Here is a 20648-nt window from a genome sequence, read left to right as displayed (position 1 = left end):
ATCTATATCAACTGAATGCGGAGTTACGAACATGCCAAAGATGAAAACCAAGAGCGGCGCTGCCAAGCGCTTTCTCAAAACGGCTGCGGGCTTCAAGCACAAGCATGCTTTCAAGAGCCACATCCTGACCAAGATGTCCACCAAGCGTAAGCGTCAACTTCGCGGTAGCGAGCTGATGCATCCGTCGGACAAGGCAAAAGTCGAGCGCATGCTGCGCGTTCGTTAATCTCGGTCAAGATAGAGGAAATTACTCATGGCTCGTGTTAAGCGTGGCGTTATCGCTCGTGCTCGTCACAAAAAAATCCTGAAACTGGCTAAAGGCTACTACGGCGCACGTTCGCGTGTATTCCGTGTTGCCAAGCAGGCTGTCATCAAGGCGGGTCAATACGCCTACCGTGACCGTCGCCAGAAGAAGCGTCAATTCCGCGCTCTGTGGATCGCTCGTATCAACGCTGGTGCTCGCATCAACGGTCTGTCCTACAGCCGTCTGATCGCTGGCCTGAAAAAAGCGTCGATCGAAATCGACCGCAAGGTTCTGGCTGATCTGGCAGTGAACGAAAAAGCGGCGTTTGCTGCGATTGTCGAGAAAGCGAAAGCCGTACTGGCTTAAGTCCCCGACAATCACCGGGTTTCCCGGTGCACTAGAGGCGACAGGCGTAACCCGCAGGTCGACTCTAAACGTCATCGACAGGGGAAGAGCCTTCAAGCTCTTCCCCTGTTTCGTATCTGGAGTCTGTAAATGGAAAATCTGGATGTGCTGGTCTCGCAAGCGCTCGAGGCTGTCAGTCACACCGACGATGTGAACGCCCTGGAACAACTGCGGGTTCACTATCTGGGCAAGAAAGGCGAGCTGACCCAGGTCATGAAGACTCTGGGCAACCTGTCTGCCGAAGAACGCCCCAAGGCGGGCGCGCTGATCAACTCGGCCAAGGAGCGCGTCCAGGACGCCCTCAACAGCCGTAAAGAGATTCTCGAGTCGGCGGCCCTGAGTGCCAAGCTCGCTGCCGAACGTATCGATGTCACCCTGCCGGGCCGCGGCCAGGCGTCCGGTGGCTTGCATCCGGTCACCCGTACCCTGGAGCGCGTAGAGCAGTTCTTTACCCGCATTGGTTACGGCATCGCCGAAGGCCCCGAAGTGGAGAACGACTACCACAACTTCGAGGCGCTCAACATTCCGGGCCACCACCCGGCGCGTGCCATGCACGACACCTTCTATTTCAACGCCAACATGCTGCTGCGTACCCACACCTCGCCGGTACAGGTACGCACCATGGAAGCCCAGCAGCCGCCGATCCGTATCGTCTGCCCGGGCCGCGTGTACCGTTGCGATTCCGATATCACCCACTCGCCGATGTTCCATCAGGTCGAAGGCCTGTTCGTGGACGAAGGCGTGAGCTTCGCCGACCTCAAGGGCACCATCGAGGAATTCCTCCGCGTGTTCTTCGAGAAGCCCCTGGGCGTGCGTTTCCGTCCTTCCTTCTTCCCGTTCACCGAACCGTCGGCCGAAGTCGACATGCAGTGCGTGATGTGCAGCGGCAAAGGCTGCCGCGTGTGCAAGCAGACCGGCTGGCTGGAGGTGATGGGCTGCGGCATGGTGCACCCCAATGTGCTGCGCATGAGCGGCATCGACCCGGAAAAATACTCCGGCTTCGCCTTCGGCATGGGCGTCGAGCGCCTGGCCATGCTGCGCTATGGCGTCAACGATTTACGGCTGTTCTTCGATAACGACCTGCGGTTCCTGGCGCAATTTCGCTAGCCCCCAGCAGTTTCGTAATCGAATTCGATCAGGAGAACAGACAACATGAAATTCAGTGAACAGTGGCTGCGCAGCTGGGTGAGCCCCCAGGCTAGCCGTGACGAACTGGTCGCGCGCCTGTCCATGGCCGGCCTGGAAGTCGACAGCGTCAGCCCGGTGGCCGGTGCCTTCAGCGGCGTGATCGTCGGTGAAGTGCTGAGCACCGAGCAGCACCCCGATGCCGACAAACTGCGCGTGTGCCAGGTCAGCAACGGCAGCGAAACCTTCCAGGTGGTGTGCGGCGCGCCCAACGTGCGCCCCGGCCTGAAGATTCCGTTCGCCACCATCGGTGCCGAGCTGCCCGGCGACTTCAAGATCAAGAAGGCCAAGCTGCGCGGCGTCGAGTCCAACGGCATGCTCTGCTCGGCCTCCGAGCTGCAGATCAGCGAAGACAACGACGGCCTGCTGGAACTGCCGGCCGATGCGCCGGTTGGCCAGGACATCCGCGAGTACTTCGAGCTCAACGACGTCAGCATCGAGGTCGACCTGACCCCCAATCGCGGTGACTGCCTGTCCCTGGCGGGTCTCGCCCGTGAAGTCGGCGCGCTGTACGACGCGCCGGTCACCCGCCCGCAAGTCGCGGCGGTCGCCCCGGCCCACGATGAAGTGCGCCCGGTCGAAGTGCTGGCTCCGCAAGCCTGCCCGCGTTACCTGGGGCGCGTGGTGCGCAACGTCGACCTGTCCAAGCCGACCCCGCGCTGGATGGTCGAGCGCCTGCGCCGCGCCGACGTGCGCAGCATCGATGCCGCCGTCGACGTCACCAACTACGTGATGCTCGAACTCGGCCAGCCGATGCACGCCTTCGACCTGGACGTGATCCAGGGCGGCATTCGCGTGCGCATGGCCGAAGAGGGCGAGAAGCTGGTGCTGCTCGACGGCCAGGAAGTCACCCTGCGTGCCGACACCCTGGTAATCGCCGACCACCAGCGCGCCCTGGCCATCGCCGGCGTGATGGGCGGCGAGCACAGTGGCGTCAGCGCCACCACCCATGATCTGTTCCTGGAAAGCGCCTTCTTCGACACCATCGCCGTGGCTGGCAAGGCCCGTTCCTACGGCCTGCACACCGATTCTTCGCACCGCTTCGAGCGTGGCGTGGATTCGCAACTGGCCCGCGAAGCCATGGAGCGCGCCACCGCGCTGCTGCTGGAGATCGTTGGCGGCGAAGCCGGCCCGATCATTGAAGCGGTCGACTCGGCGCAACTGCCAAGCGTCGCGCCGATCAGCCTGCGTGCCGAGCGCGTCGAGCAGATGCTCGGCCTCAAGCTCGACGACGAGCTGATCGTCAAGCTGCTGGGTGCCCTGGGCCTGAGCGTCGAAGGCGGAGCAGGGCAGTGGCAGGTTAAGGTGCCGAGCCACCGCTTCGACATCAGCCTGGAAGTCGACCTGATCGAAGAGCTGGCCCGCCTGTATGGTTACAACCGCCTGCCGGTGCGTTATCCGCAAGCGCGCCTGGCGCCGCAGACCAAGGCCGAAGCCGTCGCTGACCTGCCGATGCTGCGCCGCCTGCTGGTGGCCCGTGGTTACCAGGAAGCGATCACCTACAGCTTCATCGATCCCAAGCTGTTCGAGCTGTTCAGCCCGGGCGTCAAGCCGCTGACCCTGACCAACCCGATCTCCGCCGACATGGCCGCCATGCGCGCCTCGCTGTGGCCGGGCCTGGTCAAGGCCGTGGAGCACAACCTCAACCGCCAGCAGTCGCGCGTGCGCCTGTTCGAAAGCGGCCTGCGTTTCGTCGGCCAGCTGGGTGAGCTGAAGCAAGAGCCAATGCTCGCCGGCGTGATCACCGGCAGCCGCCTGCCGGAAAGCTGGGCCCATGGCCGTGACAGCGTCGACTTCTTCGACGCCAAGGCGGATGTGGAGGCCCTGCTGGCCGCTGCAGGCGACGTCGCCAGCTTCACCTTCGTGCCGGGCGAGCACAGTGCCCTGCACCCGGGCCAGACCGCCCGCATCGAGCGCGAAGGGCGCCTGGTCGGTTACCTAGGTGCCATCCACCCGGAGCTGGCCAAGGCCCTCGGCCTGGATCAGCCGCTGTTCCTGTTCGAGCTGCTGCTGAGCGAAATCACCGCAGGCCGCATGCCGGCGTTCAAGGAGCTGTCGCGCTTCCCGGAAGTGCGCCGCGACTTGGCGCTGCTGGTCGACCGTGACGTGCCGGCCCAGAACCTGTTGGCCGACATTCGCGAGCAGGCCGGCGAGTGGCTCACCGACCTCAGGTTATTTGATGTTTATCAGGGTAAAGGTATTGATCCGCATAGAAAAAGCCTGGCGGTCGGCTTGACCTGGCAGCATCCATCGCGCACTCTAAATGACGATGAGGTGAGCACCACCACGCAAAACATCCTCACCTCCCTGGAACAAAGGTTCAACGCCACGTTAAGGAACTAGCGTATGGGGGCACTGACGAAAGCTGAGATGGCCGAACGTCTGTACGATGAGCTGGGCCTGAACAAACGAGAAGCCAAGGAACTGGTGGAGCTCTTCTTCGAAGAAATCCGCCAGGCACTGGAACTCAATGAGCAGGTGAAGCTCTCAGGCTTCGGTAACTTCGATCTGCGCGATAAGCGTCAGCGCCCCGGTCGTAATCCAAAAACAGGGGAGGAGATCCCGATCACGGCCCGCCGTGTCGTGACCTTCCGCCCCGGCCAGAAGCTCAAAGCCAGGGTTGAAGCCTATGCTGGAACCAAGTCATAACGACGAACTGCCTGTCATACCCGGCAAGCGGTACTTCACCATCGGCGAGGTCAGTGAACTCTGTGCGGTCAAACCGCATGTGCTTCGTTACTGGGAGCAGGAGTTTCCACAGCTCAACCCGGTCAAGCGTCGCGGCAACCGTCGGTATTACCAGCGCCAGGACGTGCTGATGATCCGCCAGATCCGCGCCTTGCTGTACGATCAGGGCTTCACCATCGGTGGCGCACGCCTGCGCCTGACCGGCGAAGAAGCCAAGGACGACACCACCCAGTACAAGCAGCTCATCAAGCAGATGATCGCCGAGCTGGAGGATGTACTCCACGTCCTGCGCAAATGAATTCGAAGAAAAACCTTCCACAATTCAGATGCTTAGTTTATAGTTTCTCCCGCTTTCGGCTAACGCCAAAGGCACCAGCAACACCCGTCGGGGCGTAGCGCAGCCCGGTAGCGCACTTGCATGGGGTGCAAGGGGTCGAGTGTTCGAATCACTCCGTCCCGACCAAAAAACCTCAAGAAATCCAGTCACTTAGCGGTGATTGGATTTTTTTATGCCTGGTAGTTTTTGAGCGCTTCCGATTTTTGCCCCACTTTTTGCCCCACCGGTATTTTTTGCTGCAATCTGCCGAGTGAGAGGCCAAGGCAAGGGGGTCTTCGACGAACGTCATAGATCCTGCACGCGCCTGGTTTCAAGTGATAGCTTTCGAACACTATTTAGCAGTTGAGATCACCACATGATGATAGGTCCTCCGCTAGACAATAAAGTCATTTCTGATCAGATTCATATCGCTGAAGAAATGCTGCAGGTTGCGCGTAACGAGCTTGAAGATGAGCGGGGGCAGATGGTTAGTGCGCTGGCTGGAGAGGAGCGAGCAAAGGCTTTTATCGAATTTCTTGAAAGAGCTGAGGAGCGTCGAAGCGCTCTGTATCCCTTCCATTCAGTCCGTGATAGCTACCTTTCGGCCGGTTTTGGCGGAGTTCAAGCAAGCGAGCTTGAGAGGCATAGGGACTACCTCAACCATGTGATTTCCTATGCTCGACGAAAAGAAGGTGAAGTACGGCAATTAGAAAAGATGGTAGCGCTGCTGGAGAAAGACATCAGCCAGTTGCAACTAGTCGAAGGTTATTCATTCGGCGGGATCCTGCATTATTTTGGAGTCAAAAGCATGTGGTGGGGGCAGGCCGCATTATACAACCCAGGCCATCATGGTTATCTGCCGCAGAGATTGGATCCGCCAGCAGAAGCTGGTGAGCGCCAATCTCATAGCTCGAGGTGTATACTTTGGCAAATTTTGTCAAAGGCGGACAAAGCCATGAGTACCATGAATATCTCTCTGCCGGACGCCCTCAAGAGCTTCGTCGATGACCAGGTCAGCCAGCGAGGCTACAGCACCAGCAGCGAATATGTGCGGGAGCTGATTCGCAAGGATCAGGATCGGCAGCACCTCCGTGGTCTATTACTGGCCGGGGCTGAATCGGCTCCCACTGCTCCCCTGGATGGTGCCTACTTCGAATCTTTGCGCGCCAGGGTTCGTAAGGCTCGGGAATGAAGGCCAAGCCTGTCATTCCGCGAGCCCTTGCCAGCCAGGATGTAGAGGACGCTGTCAGCTATTACCTTGGTGAGCAGGCCGAGCAGCCTGCACTCGGTTTTATCGATGCCCTTGAAAATGCCTATAGCCACATCAGCCGCCATCCGGCCTCGGGTATGTCTCGGTACGCCCATGAGCTGGGTTTTCCAGGGTTGCTTTACTGGTCGCTGAAGCGCTATCCCTATCTGGTGTTCTACGTTGAACGCGATGACCATGTTGATGTATGGCGCGTTTTACATGGCATGCGGGACATTCCTGAATGGCTGATTGAAAGCGTGTCTCATTAGTTGCAGGGATGTACATGGGTGCCGGGCGCTTTCCGGTTGCACGCCAAGCATAGCTTCGACAGGCAGACGGGAGTCTATGAAAGTCACCGGGCCGGGGCTGGTCTAGCTTTTCATAGGTGGTATCCAAGCAACTGTGATCGGGTGGGCGATACAGGCACTCAGATCAGCCTTTCACTGCTGATTGCGTGCTTGGCTGCAATGATGCGAAGTGCTCGTTGAACGTCCTTCATCCTTTTGTCTACCTCGTGTTGCGCTTCCGCTTCATCTCCCTCGAAAGGTGGCTGGGCTGCCTCCAGTGACAGTTCCCACATGACGACAAGCTCGACTTGGCGCTCCAACTGCTTCATGGCCTCTTCCAGTTGGGCCTTGAGGGGGGACTTCGCAAGGTTGGCTGCTTGTCGCTCGATCTGTGCGGTTTTCTTCAACTGCTCTTCCCGTGCCTGCTGCGCCTTGGTCATGTCGTCCAGGCCATCGATGAGTGCAGCGACTATCGAGGTTTCCGTTTGCTCGTACTTGTTGGCCAGGTGGCGGAGCCTTGTCACAGTTTTTGTCGGGAGGGAGAAGGTGCACGCCTGCCTGCCATTGCTCGGAGAGCGGTATCTACGCTGCCGTAGTGCGTTCTTTAGGCGCTCGATCAGTTTCATTCCTTCCGTGGTTTGTTCGATATCCTCGATTATCCGTGCCGTCCTGGCATATCCCGGTTTATCGAATTGACCCAGGAAGATTTCTCTGGGGGCGCGCTTCCGCAAATAGACTTCCGCCCATTCCCACTCGTTTTGACGCAGCCACTTCGTGTTGCTCTCAGCCACCTTCCCACCCTCTGGTCTGGATGCGCTCTTTTGTAATTCTGTCATGGTCATAATGCAATGGTTTTTTAGTTACGGTAACGTTATACGTTTGTAACACGTGTCTTTAAATAAATTTTTACAGGGTGTATAAACTGTAGTTTATTTGAAGTCGGATTGCGGGCTGTGCTGACTATCGATTACATGAGTGTGAGCTTGGCAGGCTGTGGTGCAGACGCGAGATTTCTGCTGGAGGCTATGGCTTGCCGTGCCTTACGCGATGGTGCTGACGAGACGCCCGGCAATGCCAAGGCGCTGGCCAAATGGCTCCATGTCTCCGAGCGGATGGTGAGCGGTGCTCTCGGCGAACTCGTTGCTTGCGGTGCGGTATGCCGACTGTCGAGAGGTGTTGGGCGAGGGCGACCGGCAGTCACTTACCGGATCGTTGCCACAGAGATGGCGCTGCTGATGGAAAAGAAAAATGCAGACCGAGCGCAAGGCAAGCTCCTCGAGCGGCTGTTTTCTGAAGACGATCTGACGGTAGAGATGTTGGGGGCAGCGCCAAAGACCGAAGCGAAGAGGACGGCTGTGACGAGTGTTGGAAAGCCTGCGCCGCCAGGTGCTCGTGGTCGCTTGAGTGCATCCAACCGATTGCTGCTGGGAACGTTATTGGCGCGTGCCGATCGCTTCGGGCAAGTAACCGGGGTGAGCAACCTGGAATTGATCCGACTGACGGGGCTGGATGCCGAGAGTTTGAAACATCGGCTCAAGCGGTTGCTGGCGGTGGGGCTGATCCGTAGCTACGTGCCGGGAGCATCAAGCTCGGTTTTCAGGGCCGGGAAGATCTCGAGTACCTATTTTCTCAACCTGAACCATCCCGCTTTTGGATTGAAGCGAAACTGTGCCGTCGTGGTACACCGACTGGGCTGGGAAGATGATAGGCGTATCTCACACGAGGAAAGGCTATGGAGAGATGTTAAGAGCGCCAGAAATGGCAACCGAGCACAAACTGAAACGCCCCAAGCTGTGATCCGATTTCTTACTGGCCAAGGAGGACGGATTTTCAGACTTCTGCAAATCATGCTCCTGCAATATGCATCCGAATTGCTTGCACGCCACTGGCGTGAGCTCGGAGATAAAGATTTTGTCGACGATGGCTGGGTTCGAGAAAAGATTGAGGAAAACTTGCGAAAGCCGTCCACGCCCGAAGGCGGCCAGGACGATGCTGACAAGGAATGGAAAGCTGTTATCGCCTATTTTCACGGCGAGGTGCTCAAGATCGCTCGGGATTACAGGTCAAGATTCGGGCAGGCGGATTGGATCGAGTTCGACTCGCGAGGCTTGAGCATACTTCCGGTTTTACAGGACAAGGGATGTTCGATCATTACGGTGCTATTGCGGCCACCTCCTGAGTGGCTATCCGAGTGCACGATATTGCTGGAGGAAAGCCCTCGTATCGTTAACCCCAAGTCGTACAGTGCAGAAGCCGATATCAACCTGATTGATCGGATTCACTATGGGCTCGCGTCATACCCAGCCATGCGGCTAGTGATTAAATAGTTCAAATTTTACTGCCCCCGCCAATCCTCTGAACGAATACGAGGAGCCCGTTCATGAGGATCATTCGCCTGAAAGAAGTCATCGATTCGACCGGCTTGGCCCGCTCGACCATCTACAAGTACATCGGGGATGGCACCTTTCCCAAACCAGTCTCTCTGGGGGATCGTTGCGTCGCCTGGGTCGAAAGCGAGGTGCATGACTGGATCCTGGCAAGGATCGAGGAACGCGATTCGGCCGAGAAGTCTCCAAGCCAATTTGGCCGCCTGGGGGTGGTTGGTTGATCATCGACCATCGGCGTCATGGCTGGCTACGGCTGGTCATGACGCTTATGCCGGCTGGGTGCAACCTCAGCTAACTCACCCAGATGGTTGATGGTTTTTTCTCCGGCAGGCGCGGCAATGTGGCTCCTCGTTGCCCTGCCTGGCTTAGGGAAGTCAATGGCGGACTGGCTGGTACTATTGAAATAGGAGTTAGCTATCTATCTAACCCTTTTCATAGGAGTCATCTCATCCCGCAGCATCATCCAGGCTCTAATCAGGGAATAGATCATCGGTTAAAAAGTACACATCCCCGTACCTGTATGTCTTAAACCATCAGGTACCTACCCATGACTAAACGCCCCATCCATGCTTGCCTGTCGCAATCCGATATCGCCATCCAGATTCAACGGCTTGTCCAGGCCATCGAGAGCCACGACGCGCCGGCATTCAGGTTCAAGCCAATACGCTCGGGGTTGGAGCGGGTCGAGCGAACCCAACTCTCTCGATACTTCGATCATATCCAGCAGATGGTCGACCTGTTCGACCAAGGTGGTGAGTACCGCTATAGCGAACACCTTCAGGCATTCTGGGAGGCCTGCCAGGATGTTGGGCTGGAGCGCAGCCCTCGCGGCCCTGTCTGTCTGGACGAGGAGGGAACGGACTACCTGGATTATCACCAGAGTATGAACGTCCTTGTCGCCCGGATCCGCCAATTGATTCGAGAACCCCGGTATCTACGCAGGAAGGATGACCATCGCTACCAGGCCAGGCAGCAGGAAACCGGAATCGTCGATTACGTTGATTCCGTGCTTGATCGTTACTCGCGTAGCGTGGTGGTCAGGATCGACCTGTTCTACCTCTCGGTAGCCCGAGCACGATTGCGGGCCGAGCACGTCTTCGATGATCTGGACAGTCTGATTGCCGAGCGTGTGCGCAACCCGATTTTCAAGCATCTCACCGGCTACATCTGCGCGGTGGAGCAAGGGGAGAGCCGGGGCTACCACATCCATGCCGCTTTCTTCTTCAACGGCGCCGAGGTACGTGGTGACCTTTACAAGGCCCAGCAGATCGGCGAGCTGTGGGAGCACATCACTCGCGGCCAGGGATGCTTTCATAGCTGCAACCATGACAAGGCACGCTATGGGGAGCGATGCGCGGTCGGCACCCTTCGCCGAAACGATCGGAAGGCTCGCACCAACGTCCACCAGGCCGTGCGCTATCTGGTCAAGGATAATCAGCGGCTTTTGCTGAGGCCGCAGGGGGCCAGGTGCCTGCGTAAGGGGCAGGTTTTCTGATACCTGCATGACGCTGAGGCAACGTGTTTTCCACGCTGGGCAATGGGGTGAACGGCCCAACGTGGATGCTCGCCGCATCGTCTCTTTTATGACCTAAATAAAGATCAAATCTAGGGGCTTGGTATGCAGAGCATTCTTGCCGACATCGCAGTCAGCGTGCCCGAATTGAAGAAAAATCCATCCGGAGTTATGGCCAATGCGGATGGAATGACGGTTGCGGTGCTCAACCACAATCGCGTCATGAGCTACCTGGTTCCGGCCGAGTTGTACGAGTCGCCGTCGCCCCAGTCACGAAAACGCTGATACAGCGTCGACCACGGCCCAAAATGTTTCGGCAGATCGCGCCAAGCAGCGCCTGAGCAGAGAGTCCACAGAATTCCGTGGAGCATCAGGCGATCATCGTTGCGTGGGCGACCCATCTTTTGCTCTGGAGAAACCAGATCCTTGATCAACTCCCACGATGCGTCGGATAGATCGTTAGCGCCTTGTCATGCGGGCCTTCAGACAATCATGGCGGCAATTCTAACCACACCGACTTTTCGTACAGAAGCTAGCAAAAAAAACAGAGCCGAACCTGTGAGCAGCATTCGGCTGCTCACTTAGGTTGTCTGTCGTCGCTTGTTAGGGGACGGGTATCTTCGTAAGGATAGATTCCAAATAGTGTCTGGAGTTTGAGGTGCAAGTTATTAACTTCAGCGGAGACCTACTGGCTTGTCATTTTGGTCATAGCAAATTGGGTACTCGCAATAGCCTCCTGCATTAAGTATCTCTAGCTCATATACCTGTGGCAGGTATTGATTCAGATCTGCTATTGATACCTTCTGACCGTTCACGGTGCATTCATCGTCAGCGCGTGGATTGCACCACGCCTCCTTGATCTCTATGGTCTTGGTAGGTTTTGTCAGTGGCTTGCTGTCGGTGTATTCGAGGTCTTTTTCTGCATCACTATCTACCGTGGCTATGTCGAGGTCATAAGCACTCATGCTTTGCTTGACACTATCGGCATCTACGCCGTGATCAAGTAAAAAATTATTTAAAATACCTTTCGCTTGAGCGTAGCTGACAGTGTTTTCATTTTTAGCAGGACCTCCATCAATACGGTATGCGATTGGATAGCCATCAGTACTTTCGTGAATGTAGTAATAAATTGAGACGCTGAATGGAAAGTCCCTGCTATAACTCCCGTAGACACCGGATCCATTGCTTGCTCTGCATGTGCCTCTAATGCATCTCCCGCTTACATGGTTGCTAAATGTGACGTTGCGTTGTTGTTGGGAGTCCCACTGTGTAATGTTTCTGGGTAAGACAAACCAGGTGCAACGGTAGAAGGAGGCTCCATGTTGATTTTTTGCTTCAGCACAAGGGATGGCATATGGAAGGTCATTCACGCTCTGCTCGTTGGGTAGCAAAGGAGGGTATAGATAACCATAGTCTGCAGCTCGTGTAGTATTAGTAGAAAAGGAAACTAGGATAGTTGCTGCTATCGTCAAGCTGTTAATTTTTAACTTCATGGGGTTACGTCCCTGTTGGTTGGTTATTTTTTGCAAATTACGTGTAGTTTCTTATTGATGTAATCTTTTATTATTTCGTAGTCTGGGTTGTAAGTCGCAAGGGTATGTCCAACACTCGCTGCTACTCCGATGCCGGCCATGGTTGCAGTTATTGGGGCAGATATGACGCCAAGTGCGATGCCAAGGACACCTCCTTGGGCTAGCGAACTCTTAACGTCACTCCTGACCCTACATTTCATCCCTTGGCTTTCGATCATGGCTTCAACTAATTTGATGCCCTTCATAAAATTCCCTCTGAGTCCAACTACTTCGAACGAGGCGCGAGATCTCAAAAGAGCCTCTATTTGGCTTTGATTGAGGCCATTCACAACGGTCATATGCTGAGTCCCTTATCGAAATATATGTATGGAAGGGGTGGGAACAACCTTTTGGGTTGAGTCTCGGTTTTCAGAGTCCTTCATGTCAATAGGTTGATGCTCAACCATTCAGGTTGGAATGGAGGGCATGACGTTGACTGACTCAGCGCAACTGAAGAAGCTTGTGGGGCAGGCGATAGCGCGCCAGCGTAGTCTTAGTGGGCTGAAACAGGAGCAGGTGGCGGAGCGGCTTGGTATTGGAATTGAAGCCGTGTCTCGAATCGAGCGTGGCATCGTCATGCCGAATGTCGAACGCCTGTTCGACTTCGCCTCAATTTTCGGCTGCGAAGCCACTGAATTGCTCAGTGAAGCCAGCCCGCGTGCGGATGACCAGGCCAGCCGCATCAGCCGTTTGCTGGCGTCCTTGAATCAGGCCGACCGGCAGTTGCTCGTGGAGATGGTCGAGCGCTTGAGCGGGCGCCTGGGGCAGGGATGAAGCGGATTCGCGGCAAGCTTCAAGCGTTCTTCTTGTCGAACGTCGCCCCGCAGCGCAGGCACAGGCAGTCGTACTTCATGAACTGATGTTTCCTGACATCGCGGATGAAGTCCTGGGTGTCGGCCCAATTGGCGGCCGCGCCCGATACGCCGTCAATCATCAAGTCGAAGGCTCGTTCCAGATCGTTGCTTTTGGTAGCCGCAGCTGCGGGGTGGCTGGCGATGGAATGCTGAATGCCATTGAGAAATCCGCCAAGGGTGCCGATCAGATGGGCTAGGGTCTTGGCGGCATCCTTAGACAGTACGACGGAAGAATTGCAGATCAAACACCTTATGGTCATGGTGATCGCTCCAGAGGGATTGAAGGGGAACAGCAGGTAGAGGCGGCCAGGCGTCAGAGGCGAGCGCCTTGTGGCCGTCAGGCTTGAATGTCGGCCCGCTTGAGCAGCCAGGCAAAAACGCCCAAGGCCAGAAAGGCGATCAGCAGAACTGGCCAGAAACGCAGCATCAGTAGCAACAGCGCGACAACTGCCGAGCAACTGGCAAGCACACCGATGAACACGAATAGCAAGCCGATGAAGCGCAGTGCGAACATGGTCGTTCTCCTTACAGATGGCCCAGTTGGGCCAGGGATGCGCAGCCTTCGTGGCCAACGATGATGTGATCCAGGGTGCGGGTGCCTACTAGGGCGAGCGCACTCTTCAGAGCTCGAGTGAGGATGAGAACGGCCTGGCTGGGCTGGGGATCGCCGGAGGGGTGGTTGTGCACCAGGATCGCGGCAGCCGCATTGTGCTCCAGAGCGATCTTCACCACCTCCCGCGGATAAACGCAGGCCGCGTCGAGCGTGCCGCGAAAGACTTCGTGAAAGCCGATGGCCCGGTGTTTGCTGTCGAGCAGCAGTAGGGCGAAAATCTCGTGCCGGTGCTGCTGCAGGAGGATCTGCAGGTGGGCGAAGACCTGGGCCGGCTCGGTCAAGGCGCGGCCGCGAGCCAGGCGGCTGGTAGCCAATTGCTGCGCCATGCGCAGAATGTCCGCCTCTGTGACAGGCGAATCGACGACATAGCTGCCGGCGATTTCGCCGGCCTTTAACTTATGGAATTTCATGGAAAGGCTCCAGGAGAGTCATGCACGTTTGGCGCGCTGCGGAGTGGGTCTGCGTTCGGTGGTTTGTGGCGGGGTAGCATGTCGCTGCGCCTGGGCTTCCAGCTTGGCGGCCAGGGTGGGGCTGGCCGTCGCTGCTGTGTCCGGTGGGCGTGGTGAATCGTCCTGGGGCGGGAAGAACTCTTCGGTGATGGCAGCGCTGTCTTCATCGTTGTCCTCGAACGCACCGTTGCCGAGGTCTTGCCGTGCGGCGGCGTCTAGCGCGGCCTGGTCGAAGCCGGCGGCTTGTCGCTCCTCATCGAGTTGCCTGGCGGCGAGCAAGGCTGCTTCCAGGCCCATGCCATTTCTCAAGGCGAGGTCGACATAGAAGATCGGCGTGCCATGGCTTTGCCGGGTGGACTTGCCGCGCAGACGCAGCTCCAGCGGCAGGCACGCCAGACGGTTGCCGGAGAGGGCCTGGAAGTAATGCAGGCGAGCCGCCAGGGCGCGGATGCTGTTGAGGCCGGTGGTGCGGAATACGAAGCTACCCAGCGGGTCGTCATCGCCAATGACCACGTTCAGTCGGCCGTAGGGCTTGCAGGCACCGCCCTTGGCCAGTGGGCAGGCATCCGGCGAGGGACAGGGCAACGACTGCATGCCATCCTGAGTGACCCGTTTGCAGGTCTCGCCATTGCCCAGGCATATGGGACGTCCAGACTGCCGATCGAACAGCGTGTAGTCGGCGCGAAAATTCAGCTGAGGTTCGTTGAACAGCAGGCGTACCGGGATGCTGCGTAGCTTGTCGTCCATACCCTGACGCAGCTCGTCATTGAGCGGATGCAGCAGCCAGCCATCCTTGCTCTGTACCTGGGAAGTGATGGTGAACTGGTCGTCTTTCTCGGGCAGGCGCTTGCCGTTCTTCTCGACGACCCTGCCGATGGAGATGCGCCCCAGCACGGGCGGGGTGATTGCCAGGCCTTTCAACATGGTGGTTCTCCTGGAAACGAAAAAAGCCAGCCCAGCAGTGCGAACTGCGGGTGCTGGCCAAGGGGGAGGGAGTTGGGAAGTCAGTTGATCAGGAAGCGACGTGAGCCGGGTTTCAGCATCGGGTATTTCGCCTGGAGATAGGGCTTGTCTTTGAGTAGGCGCGCTACATCGAGGGTTACGCTGTCCTTGGCTTTCTTCCAGGTGATACTGCCGTTGGAAAACGCCACACGCGTGGCATCGCCCATGGCCTGTTGAAGGCGCTGCTTGAGTTGGGCTTCGCGATTTTCTTTCTCGGCAATCGACTGGCGTACCGCCTTCAATTCCAGGAAGGCTGCTGCCAGGCCGGCATTACCGCTGAGGTCTAGCGTTTGGCCGTTGTCCTCGGGATAGAGGCAGCGCAAGGCGAGCTCGGCCGAGGCGCTGCCGTCGGCGGGTGGCGGTGTATCCGTTTCCACGTAGTGCCAGAAACGCCGTTCGATTTCGATCAGTCGGGCGATCATCTGCTCGTCCCGCTCGATCCGATGGATCTCCAACGTCTGGCCACCGATCAGCACAGCCACATCCGCCGCCTGTTTGCCGGTGACGGCAAGCTGGTGCATCACCTGCAACTCTACATACTCGGGTACGCCCTCTTTCCACAGGCGTGCCCCGTTCAAGCCGGCTGTCTTGCATTCGAGGATCTGTACGTCGTCGGCGCCGATCACCTCGCGGTCGATGTTGGCCAGCATCCATGGCAGCTCGGGATTTGGATGCTGCAGCACGGCGTTGATGCGCCGCACCTTGTGCTTCGTACGCTTGCTGTAGTGCCAGGCCACGATGGGTTCCAGCACGTTGCCCCAGTACATCGGGCTTTGCTCGTCATGCGGGTCGGCCTTCGGCAGCCTGGCGTCGCGACCGGTTTTCTCCAGCCACAGTTCCAGTTGCGATTTGTAGGGATTGAGGCCGACTGCAGCCGCCGCGTCAGAACTGCCGATGCCTTGCTTGCGCACGGCCAGCCAGTCTTCGCGGGGCAGTTCCTTGGTACTGATCAGGCGCAGCGCCGGGCGAATCTTGCCGGTGCTGCGCAACGGAGTCGCTTTCATTATGTTCACCATGCGGAAATAGAAACGCCCAATCAGCGACGAGGCTGATCGGGCGTTATGGGGTGAGGAGGGTAGAGGTCAGGCGACCAATTGCAGGGCGGTGTCCAGGGCACGTTGCTTGATCTGCGCGCCCTGGCCGAACCAGGCCGAGTCCAGGCGGTATTCGGTACTGCGTGCCCGGCGCTCGTGGTCGACGAACTCGGTCACGGCGTTAAGCAGTCCCCAGGCGGTACCACGAGCTGAATCCAGGTTTGAGCCACGCCCTCGGCCTTCGTACAGCTCCTGCACCTTGCGCAGGGCGCGTTCGTTCGGCAGCACTTCCGGCAGGGCGCTGGTCGGTGAGGTTTCGCACAACACATTCATGAAGAAGCCCAGGGCCTCATGCCACTGCACCTTGCGTTCGGCCAACGCACGCATGCGATACATGAAGTCGTCCCATTGCGAGACGGCGATGCCGAGCTGTTTCTTCACCACCTTGGGATCGAAGCGGGTGTTGTGCGGCACCTTGATCGCTAGGCTGGTACCGTCCAGGGCCACTGTCAGGGTGTTGTTGCACACCACCCGCACCGTGGTTGGCGTTGCCGTGGTGGCCAGGGTGCCGTCGCAGGACGTGGCCAACAGCAGGTAACCGTTGACCTGATCGTTACCCTTGAGCACAGCACCTTGGCCGGTACGTGCCAGCGCCCAGAACTTGCGACCGCCCTTGAGTACACCCGCCGTTTCCAGCTCGTAGCCAGAGACCTCGGTGAGATCGCGGTAGAACTCCAGCACCTCTCGCGGCTGTACGGTGTGGTAGCGCTGGGAAACCACCGACAACGGTGCTTTGGTGTCCGAGCGGAAGAGCACCTTCTGCTCGGGGAAGGAATGAATCGCGCCCAGGTGGCCAGCTGTTTCTGACTTGAAGTGCACCGGGCTTTCGAGAATCTGCCAGTCCATGCCGGCTTCACGCTGCCAGACCTCGATGGGTTGCTTGCGCGGTAGATTGTTGCCCAGGCCGTGCCAAGGAGTTTGGCCGACATAGGCCATTTGTTCGATTTGATGAGCCATGGTGAGTTTCCTTTGAGCCATAGCCGGCATAAAGCGCTGCGCGGCAGCGCAGCACCAACCGGGAGTAGTGTGGACTGGAGGAGGGGGAGTCGGATCAGGCCGGCAGGTTGAAGCGGTGCCCGCAGATCAGGCACAGGTTGTTGGCCAGCACGTGACGATCGAGCTTGTCACCGAGCTGGGCACCAAGGGCACAGCCACCGACACCGCCAACAAGGCCGCCAAGGATTGCCCCCGATACAGAGCCGAGGGTGATGCCCAGCGGGCCAGCAACAGCGCCAATCACTGCGCCGGCCTGACCACCGGCCAGGGCAGCACTGGCGCCACGAGCGGCACCACCTACAGCACCGACTGCAGCGGTGATCTTCATTGCATGGTGGATTGAAGCGACTTTGGGGGAGTGACAGCGAGGGCACTGCAATGACATGGTTTTAGACTCCATGGTGGGGATGTCATTGCGGTGATGTATGACTGAGATTTTTTCGAATAGCCGTTGCCTGGTCTGGAGGAAGTCTCAAGAGAGACAGGGGCAACTCAAATGTCTTTAGATCCAAGCCGACAGACATGCTCGAGGAAGTGCGGCTGCTTCGGTGGCAAAGTGACGGGGGCAAGGGTAGCCTATTGCTACTATCACTCTCTTTGGGGAAACGCGATTGGATCATGATACGTCCAACCGGGGAATCGAACGCGACAGGCTTCGTCTAGAATATACAAAATTTAGGTCGGAGAGTCGTCACAACCGAATAGTTCTATGGGTAGGTGCTTTCGTGGGTGTTGTTGGGGTTATCATTCCGGCCACGTCAAGTTACCTAAATGATTCGGCGCGACTGAAGCTCGATGCCCAACGGCAAGAGGTAGAGCTACAGCAGAAGGCAGATGACCTGAGACTGAAACAGAGCGAGATGGAACGCTCTAGAGATGCTACCCGAGTCAAGTTTTTGCAAGATCACATAGACATGATCATGTCGGATGAGCCTGACGTCGAGCTGAGACTGGCTGCCTTGGCAAGACTTGTACTGCCGGCGGACGCGGATGCTCTTATCGCCCAAGTTCACACGATCAGGCGAGAGCTCGCGTCACAGCGTTCTGGTGCCCAAGACACTAATATAACTTCAATGGCGCAACACGATAGCGCCGAAGAGGAGCGCTCTGTCCCACCATTGGTCGTCACTCCTCGTGCTGTGAGTGCTTCGGAATATCAACAGTCGACGTCCGGGATGGCGGAGGGGCGGGCTTATGCCAAGAAAGGGGACTACGAGAGCGCATTGCGGAGTTTCAACATTGCGGTTGCCCAAGATCCCAACGACCCTTTGTCATGGAATTTCAAGGCGTATTCAGAGTTTCGAACAAAGCAATTCTCCGCTGCACTAGCCAGCATTAGTCGTGCTTGGAAGCTCAACCCAAGTGAGAACCGGACTCGCCGGTGGGTAGTCATCAATGCCACAAAAATCTTATGTGCTCAGGGACGATCAAGCGAAGCAGCGACTTTCTTCAATCAGAGTGCATCCGTCGTGCCTGAAATCGTGACGGATGTTTATGGCGATGGTGAGTTTCATTCGACCTGTCAGGCTATATGGCAAGGATGACACTTGCGCCCCTCCGGAAGTCTCATTGGATTGCGCATCCAGCTGACTCAGAACTGGCATTTCGCCAATGGCGATTCTGTTGAAAAATTCAATGCCCTCTCCGTTTTCACTCCCTTCAGGCCCGAAAAAATCTCGCCTGTCGCGTTGTTACGAAAAATCTGGAGCTTTGATGCAGCGCTTGGGCTGGAACATCGCCCGACCTGTAGCAAAAACCACCTTAAGCCTGCCCTGGCCGCTGGCCTGATTGAGATGATCGATCCAGCATTGCCATGCAACCCAATACATAAGTACCGGAGAACTACTGGCTCCGGCTTCTCAAAAGGCTATGATCGACTGGCTGATTGATACCCTATATGTCGATGAAATATCTGTGAGTCTAATATAGGAATATAAGGAGTTTCTGTGCTTGAGAAAATTGTGGATATGGCAGTCTCCGGGATCGTGGGGAATTTCACATATGAGCGTCTTCGGGGGTTGCTGAGATCGCCAAGTGTAGAGGTGGGAGAAGTGAAAAGCCCTAGAAAAGAGATGCTGGATGATGATGTAAAAGAGATTTGTGGTTCTAACGTTTTTTATAAAAATCGCTACCGTACTTTTGATGTTGTTGATGATGTCTATGACGTGATTGCGTTGGTTAAGTCCCCAATGGTTCATATAGTTGTTGAGGATAAGCCATCAACAGCATGGCACTTGCCTTTAGTGGTTGTGGAGGATCTTGACTCTAAAGAGTGGTATGTTTTTTCGAAGGGGCGTATGGCGTTTGAGGGAGTCGGAGGCGGTCTATCAAATTCAAAGAGATTTTTGGAATTTTTAGTGTTGAATGAAATTAGGTTCTCTGGCTGGGTTTTAGACTATGTTTCGTCTGAGAAACTATCTCAAGGGTGCTGGGCGTGGCCTTTGGTGCGGGAGAAATGTATTCCATTGATTGCTTATAATAAAAATCAGTACTTTGTTGAATATGTGGTGAAGGTGTTTGGTGAGCTTTCTCGTCCTGAGGGCAAAATCGTAGGGGTAGAGTGAGTTTGGGTTTTGTATGAATGCTTCTTGCTTGTATTAGGTGTGATAGCTTAAGAATATACTTAAATTTTTAACTGTCTATCTCTAGGTGTTGTATATTGGTCAGGCTTGTGATTTTTTCAGTACTACCTTAATCCAGGTTATTTCGCTTCTCTTGAAGGAGTCCTTCGCTTTTCTACTGATATATATAGGGAGTAAGCTATTTTCTTTAGCTAATTTTAATAGCTCTTCGAGTGTGACTGCGTAGATTGCCCGTGTCGGATCGGGTAAGGCAATTCTGAGGGTAAGCGCTATACACCCATCATCGTTTAGTAGTTGAGACATTGTGTTGATTGATTTTTTTCTTTTGTGAGGCGATATATGCATCCAAACGGCACTAAGCAGAATAAAGTCAAATTTTTGGTTTTTAATTTTTTCTAAGGATGGCAATCGCTCATTGAGCCAATTGATATTTTTGTGATCGTTGTATTTTTTTGCTTGTTGTAGCATTTTTATGCTGGGGTCAACAGCGGTTACTATATAACCTCGACGTGCAAGAGAATAAGCATCCCGGCCAGAGCCGCAGCCGATATCTAGTATTTTCGATTCGGGGGGAGGCAGAAATTTTATGAACTGCCGATGTATGTTTGAAAAAATAAGCTGATTGTATTGCTTGGAGTATTTTTCGCTTTCAAAGTTGTACTGGGCCCAAGGGGTTGGGTGGCTTTTACTCATTTTTTATTTCTATTCTTTCAGGGTAGAGATAGTTGTATGTCGCTTGTGTTGGCGAGGTTTTGACGATACTGAACTCTTTTGTATTGAGCGAGCCTAATATGCTTAAAGTGGCTGCGAGTGCCAGGAGCGTACTCCAGCAAATGACCACAACCCTTCCTTTGCTTTCAGTTCGGTTGTTGAATTTATTTTGTAAATCGATTTGGATTTGAATTATTTTGCGTAAGCGCCAAAGCACAAAGATCGTCAAGATATCGACTATTGCTGCAAAGAGAAGTACCAGTGCTTTTGGTAGTTCTCCATTTATGGAGGCTGCTCCGAACCATATACCTCCTGTCACCGCGATAGCCATTCCAGGAACTTGCCAGAGTTGTTGGTTCAGTGAGCGCAGATGCTGACCGGCTTCTAGAAAGGAAAGCTCCTTTTCTTTGAGTGTCCACTTGAGCTTTTCAAGCTCGATGGCGTTTTTGTGCTTGAGTCTTTCTAGATCTAGATCAGTCATGGGGCTTGGATGGGTGGATGA

At 56.0% G+C, this 20648-nt stretch carries 27 protein-coding genes, 1 tRNA gene and 2 pseudogenes; 17 read left to right on the top strand and 13 right to left on the bottom strand.

The window, feature by feature from the left end; translation table 11 throughout:
- Positions 1 to 31 precede the first annotated feature (31 nt).
- From rpmI to BVH03_RS14265, 9 genes are all read left to right on the top strand, one after another.
- The gene (gene rpmI / locus BVH03_RS14305) at positions 32 to 226 is read left to right on the top strand and encodes a 50S ribosomal protein L35 (protein ID WP_013791845.1); all 195 of its coding nucleotides are present in this window, start codon (positions 32 to 34) and stop codon (positions 224 to 226) included.
- A 27-nt stretch (positions 227 to 253) separates the two neighbouring features.
- Positions 254 to 610 (top strand): 50S ribosomal protein L20, encoded by a 357-nt coding sequence (gene rplT, locus BVH03_RS14300; protein ID WP_013791844.1) that lies wholly within the window; start codon positions 254 to 256, stop codon positions 608 to 610.
- Between the two features lie 129 nt (positions 611 to 739).
- Positions 740 to 1756, top strand: a complete 1017-nt coding sequence (gene pheS / locus BVH03_RS14295; protein ID WP_013791843.1) for a phenylalanine--tRNA ligase subunit alpha — start codon at positions 740 to 742, stop codon at positions 1754 to 1756.
- Between the two features lie 45 nt (positions 1757 to 1801).
- Complete coding sequence (gene pheT / locus BVH03_RS14290) at positions 1802 to 4177, top strand: phenylalanine--tRNA ligase subunit beta (RefSeq protein ID WP_075961783.1); 2376 nt, start codon at positions 1802 to 1804, stop codon at positions 4175 to 4177.
- A 3-nt stretch (positions 4178 to 4180) separates the two neighbouring features.
- Entirely contained in the window at positions 4181 to 4483 is a 303-nt protein-coding gene (gene ihfA / locus BVH03_RS14285; RefSeq protein ID WP_013791841.1) for an integration host factor subunit alpha, read from the top strand.
- Positions 4464 to 4820 (top strand): MerR family transcriptional regulator, encoded by a 357-nt coding sequence (locus tag BVH03_RS14280; protein WP_013791840.1) that lies wholly within the window; start codon positions 4464 to 4466, stop codon positions 4818 to 4820. Before ihfA ends, BVH03_RS14280 begins: the two co-directional genes overlap by 20 nt.
- An 88-nt stretch (positions 4821 to 4908) precedes the next feature.
- Positions 4909 to 4985: transfer RNA gene (locus tag BVH03_RS14275), tRNA-Pro, on the top strand.
- Between the two features lie 808 nt (positions 4986 to 5793).
- Positions 5794 to 6030, top strand: a complete 237-nt coding sequence (locus BVH03_RS14270; protein WP_075961909.1) for a type II toxin-antitoxin system ParD family antitoxin — start codon at positions 5794 to 5796, stop codon at positions 6028 to 6030.
- The gene (locus BVH03_RS14265; protein WP_075961782.1) at positions 6027 to 6356 is read left to right on the top strand and encodes a type II toxin-antitoxin system RelE/ParE family toxin; all 330 of its coding nucleotides are present in this window, start codon (positions 6027 to 6029) and stop codon (positions 6354 to 6356) included. The genes BVH03_RS14270 and BVH03_RS14265 overlap by 4 nt, the downstream gene beginning before the upstream one ends.
- A gap of 158 nt (positions 6357 to 6514) precedes the next feature.
- Here the strand turns inward: BVH03_RS14265 and BVH03_RS14260 are convergent, their stop codons facing one another.
- On the bottom strand, positions 6515 to 7165 hold the full coding sequence (locus BVH03_RS14260) for a hypothetical protein (RefSeq protein WP_168175620.1): 651 nt from the start codon (positions 7163 to 7165) through the stop codon (positions 6515 to 6517).
- 162 nt (positions 7166 to 7327) lie between these two features.
- Here BVH03_RS14260 and BVH03_RS14255 point away from each other — a divergent pair, with 162 nt between their 5' ends.
- The 4 genes and pseudogenes from BVH03_RS14255 to BVH03_RS14240 all read left to right on the top strand — a co-directional run.
- Positions 7328 to 8701 (top strand): hypothetical protein, encoded by a 1374-nt coding sequence (locus tag BVH03_RS14255; RefSeq protein ID WP_143485969.1) that lies wholly within the window; start codon positions 7328 to 7330, stop codon positions 8699 to 8701.
- 53 nt (positions 8702 to 8754) lie between these two features.
- A complete protein-coding gene (locus tag BVH03_RS14250; protein ID WP_075961779.1) occupies positions 8755 to 8982 on the top strand; it encodes an AlpA family transcriptional regulator in 228 nt (75 codons plus the stop codon).
- A 326-nt stretch (positions 8983 to 9308) separates the two neighbouring features.
- Positions 9309 to 10256, top strand: coding sequence for an inovirus-type Gp2 protein (locus tag BVH03_RS14245; RefSeq protein ID WP_075961778.1), 948 nt, complete (start codon positions 9309 to 9311; stop codon positions 10254 to 10256).
- 123 nt (positions 10257 to 10379) lie between these two features.
- Positions 10380 to 10532, top strand: a pseudogene (locus BVH03_RS14240) (antitoxin); the annotation flags it as partial.
- Here the strand turns inward: BVH03_RS14240 and BVH03_RS14235 are convergent.
- From BVH03_RS14235 to BVH03_RS14225, 3 genes and pseudogenes are all read right to left on the bottom strand, one after another.
- Positions 10520 to 10708 (bottom strand): annotated as a pseudogene (locus tag BVH03_RS14235) (transposase); the annotation flags it as partial. The pseudogenes BVH03_RS14240 and BVH03_RS14235 sit on opposite strands and share 13 nt — an antisense overlap.
- A 240-nt stretch (positions 10709 to 10948) precedes the next feature.
- Positions 10949 to 11767, bottom strand: a complete 819-nt coding sequence (locus tag BVH03_RS14230; protein ID WP_256574704.1) for a hypothetical protein — start codon at positions 11765 to 11767, stop codon at positions 10949 to 10951.
- A gap of 23 nt (positions 11768 to 11790) precedes the next feature.
- On the bottom strand, positions 11791 to 12144 hold the full coding sequence (locus BVH03_RS14225; protein WP_075961777.1) for a hypothetical protein: 354 nt from the start codon (positions 12142 to 12144) through the stop codon (positions 11791 to 11793).
- A gap of 127 nt (positions 12145 to 12271) precedes the next feature.
- Between BVH03_RS14225 and BVH03_RS14220 the strand changes: the two genes are divergently transcribed.
- The gene (locus BVH03_RS14220) at positions 12272 to 12619 is read left to right on the top strand and encodes a helix-turn-helix domain-containing protein (RefSeq protein WP_075961776.1); all 348 of its coding nucleotides are present in this window, start codon (positions 12272 to 12274) and stop codon (positions 12617 to 12619) included.
- 19 nt (positions 12620 to 12638) lie between these two features.
- Here BVH03_RS14220 and BVH03_RS14215 read toward each other — a convergent pair whose 3' ends face one another.
- The 7 genes from BVH03_RS14215 to BVH03_RS14190 form a co-directional block, all read right to left on the bottom strand.
- Complete coding sequence (locus tag BVH03_RS14215) at positions 12639 to 12944, bottom strand: hypothetical protein (RefSeq protein WP_177344910.1); 306 nt, start codon at positions 12942 to 12944, stop codon at positions 12639 to 12641.
- A gap of 92 nt (positions 12945 to 13036) precedes the next feature.
- Positions 13037 to 13213 carry a hypothetical protein gene (locus BVH03_RS26360; protein WP_168175619.1) on the bottom strand — a complete coding sequence of 59 codons (177 nt, stop codon included), beginning with the start codon at positions 13211 to 13213 and terminating at the stop codon, positions 13037 to 13039.
- An 11-nt stretch (positions 13214 to 13224) separates the two neighbouring features.
- Positions 13225 to 13722 carry a JAB domain-containing protein gene (locus BVH03_RS14210; protein WP_075961774.1) on the bottom strand — a complete coding sequence of 166 codons (498 nt, stop codon included), beginning with the start codon at positions 13720 to 13722 and terminating at the stop codon, positions 13225 to 13227.
- A gap of 18 nt (positions 13723 to 13740) precedes the next feature.
- Positions 13741 to 14685, bottom strand: a complete 945-nt coding sequence (locus BVH03_RS14205) for a hydrolase or metal-binding protein (protein WP_075961773.1) — start codon at positions 14683 to 14685, stop codon at positions 13741 to 13743.
- A gap of 80 nt (positions 14686 to 14765) precedes the next feature.
- Complete coding sequence (locus BVH03_RS14200; protein WP_075961772.1) at positions 14766 to 15767, bottom strand: YqaJ viral recombinase family protein; 1002 nt, start codon at positions 15765 to 15767, stop codon at positions 14766 to 14768.
- A gap of 78 nt (positions 15768 to 15845) precedes the next feature.
- The gene (locus BVH03_RS14195) at positions 15846 to 16814 is read right to left on the bottom strand and encodes a DUF932 domain-containing protein (protein ID WP_075961771.1); all 969 of its coding nucleotides are present in this window, start codon (positions 16812 to 16814) and stop codon (positions 15846 to 15848) included.
- Positions 16815 to 16908: 94 nt separating this feature from the next.
- Positions 16909 to 17181, bottom strand: coding sequence for a hypothetical protein (locus BVH03_RS14190; protein WP_256574702.1), 273 nt, complete (start codon positions 17179 to 17181; stop codon positions 16909 to 16911).
- 586 nt (positions 17182 to 17767) lie between these two features.
- Between BVH03_RS14190 and BVH03_RS14185 the strand changes: the two genes are divergently transcribed.
- The 3 genes from BVH03_RS14185 to BVH03_RS25955 are packed head-to-tail and all read left to right on the top strand — an operon-like array spanning position 17768 to position 19417.
- A complete protein-coding gene (locus BVH03_RS14185) occupies positions 17768 to 18397 on the top strand; it encodes a tetratricopeptide repeat protein (protein WP_218189543.1) in 630 nt (209 codons plus the stop codon).
- A gap of 3 nt (positions 18398 to 18400) precedes the next feature.
- On the top strand, positions 18401 to 18742 hold the full coding sequence (locus BVH03_RS14180; protein WP_143485968.1) for a Fic family protein: 342 nt from the start codon (positions 18401 to 18403) through the stop codon (positions 18740 to 18742).
- A 57-nt stretch (positions 18743 to 18799) separates the two neighbouring features.
- The gene (locus BVH03_RS25955) at positions 18800 to 19417 is read left to right on the top strand and encodes a hypothetical protein (protein WP_143485967.1); all 618 of its coding nucleotides are present in this window, start codon (positions 18800 to 18802) and stop codon (positions 19415 to 19417) included.
- A gap of 99 nt (positions 19418 to 19516) precedes the next feature.
- Here BVH03_RS25955 and BVH03_RS14175 read toward each other — a convergent pair whose 3' ends face one another.
- Positions 19517 to 20128: a bifunctional 2-polyprenyl-6-hydroxyphenol methylase/3-demethylubiquinol 3-O-methyltransferase UbiG gene (locus tag BVH03_RS14175; protein ID WP_075961767.1), complete on the bottom strand. Its 612-nt coding sequence runs from the start codon at positions 20126 to 20128 to the stop codon at positions 19517 to 19519.
- Entirely contained in the window at positions 20121 to 20627 is a 507-nt protein-coding gene (locus BVH03_RS25950; protein ID WP_143485966.1) for a hypothetical protein, read from the bottom strand. The genes BVH03_RS14175 and BVH03_RS25950 overlap by 8 nt, the downstream gene beginning before the upstream one ends.
- Positions 20628 to 20648 lie beyond the last annotated feature (21 nt).

Source organism: Pseudomonas sp. PA15(2017), assembly GCF_001945395.1.
Classification (GTDB): domain Bacteria; phylum Pseudomonadota; class Gammaproteobacteria; order Pseudomonadales; family Pseudomonadaceae; genus Aquipseudomonas.
Note: the sequence above shows the minus strand (reverse complement) of the source record. Positions and strands in the feature narration are given on the sequence as shown.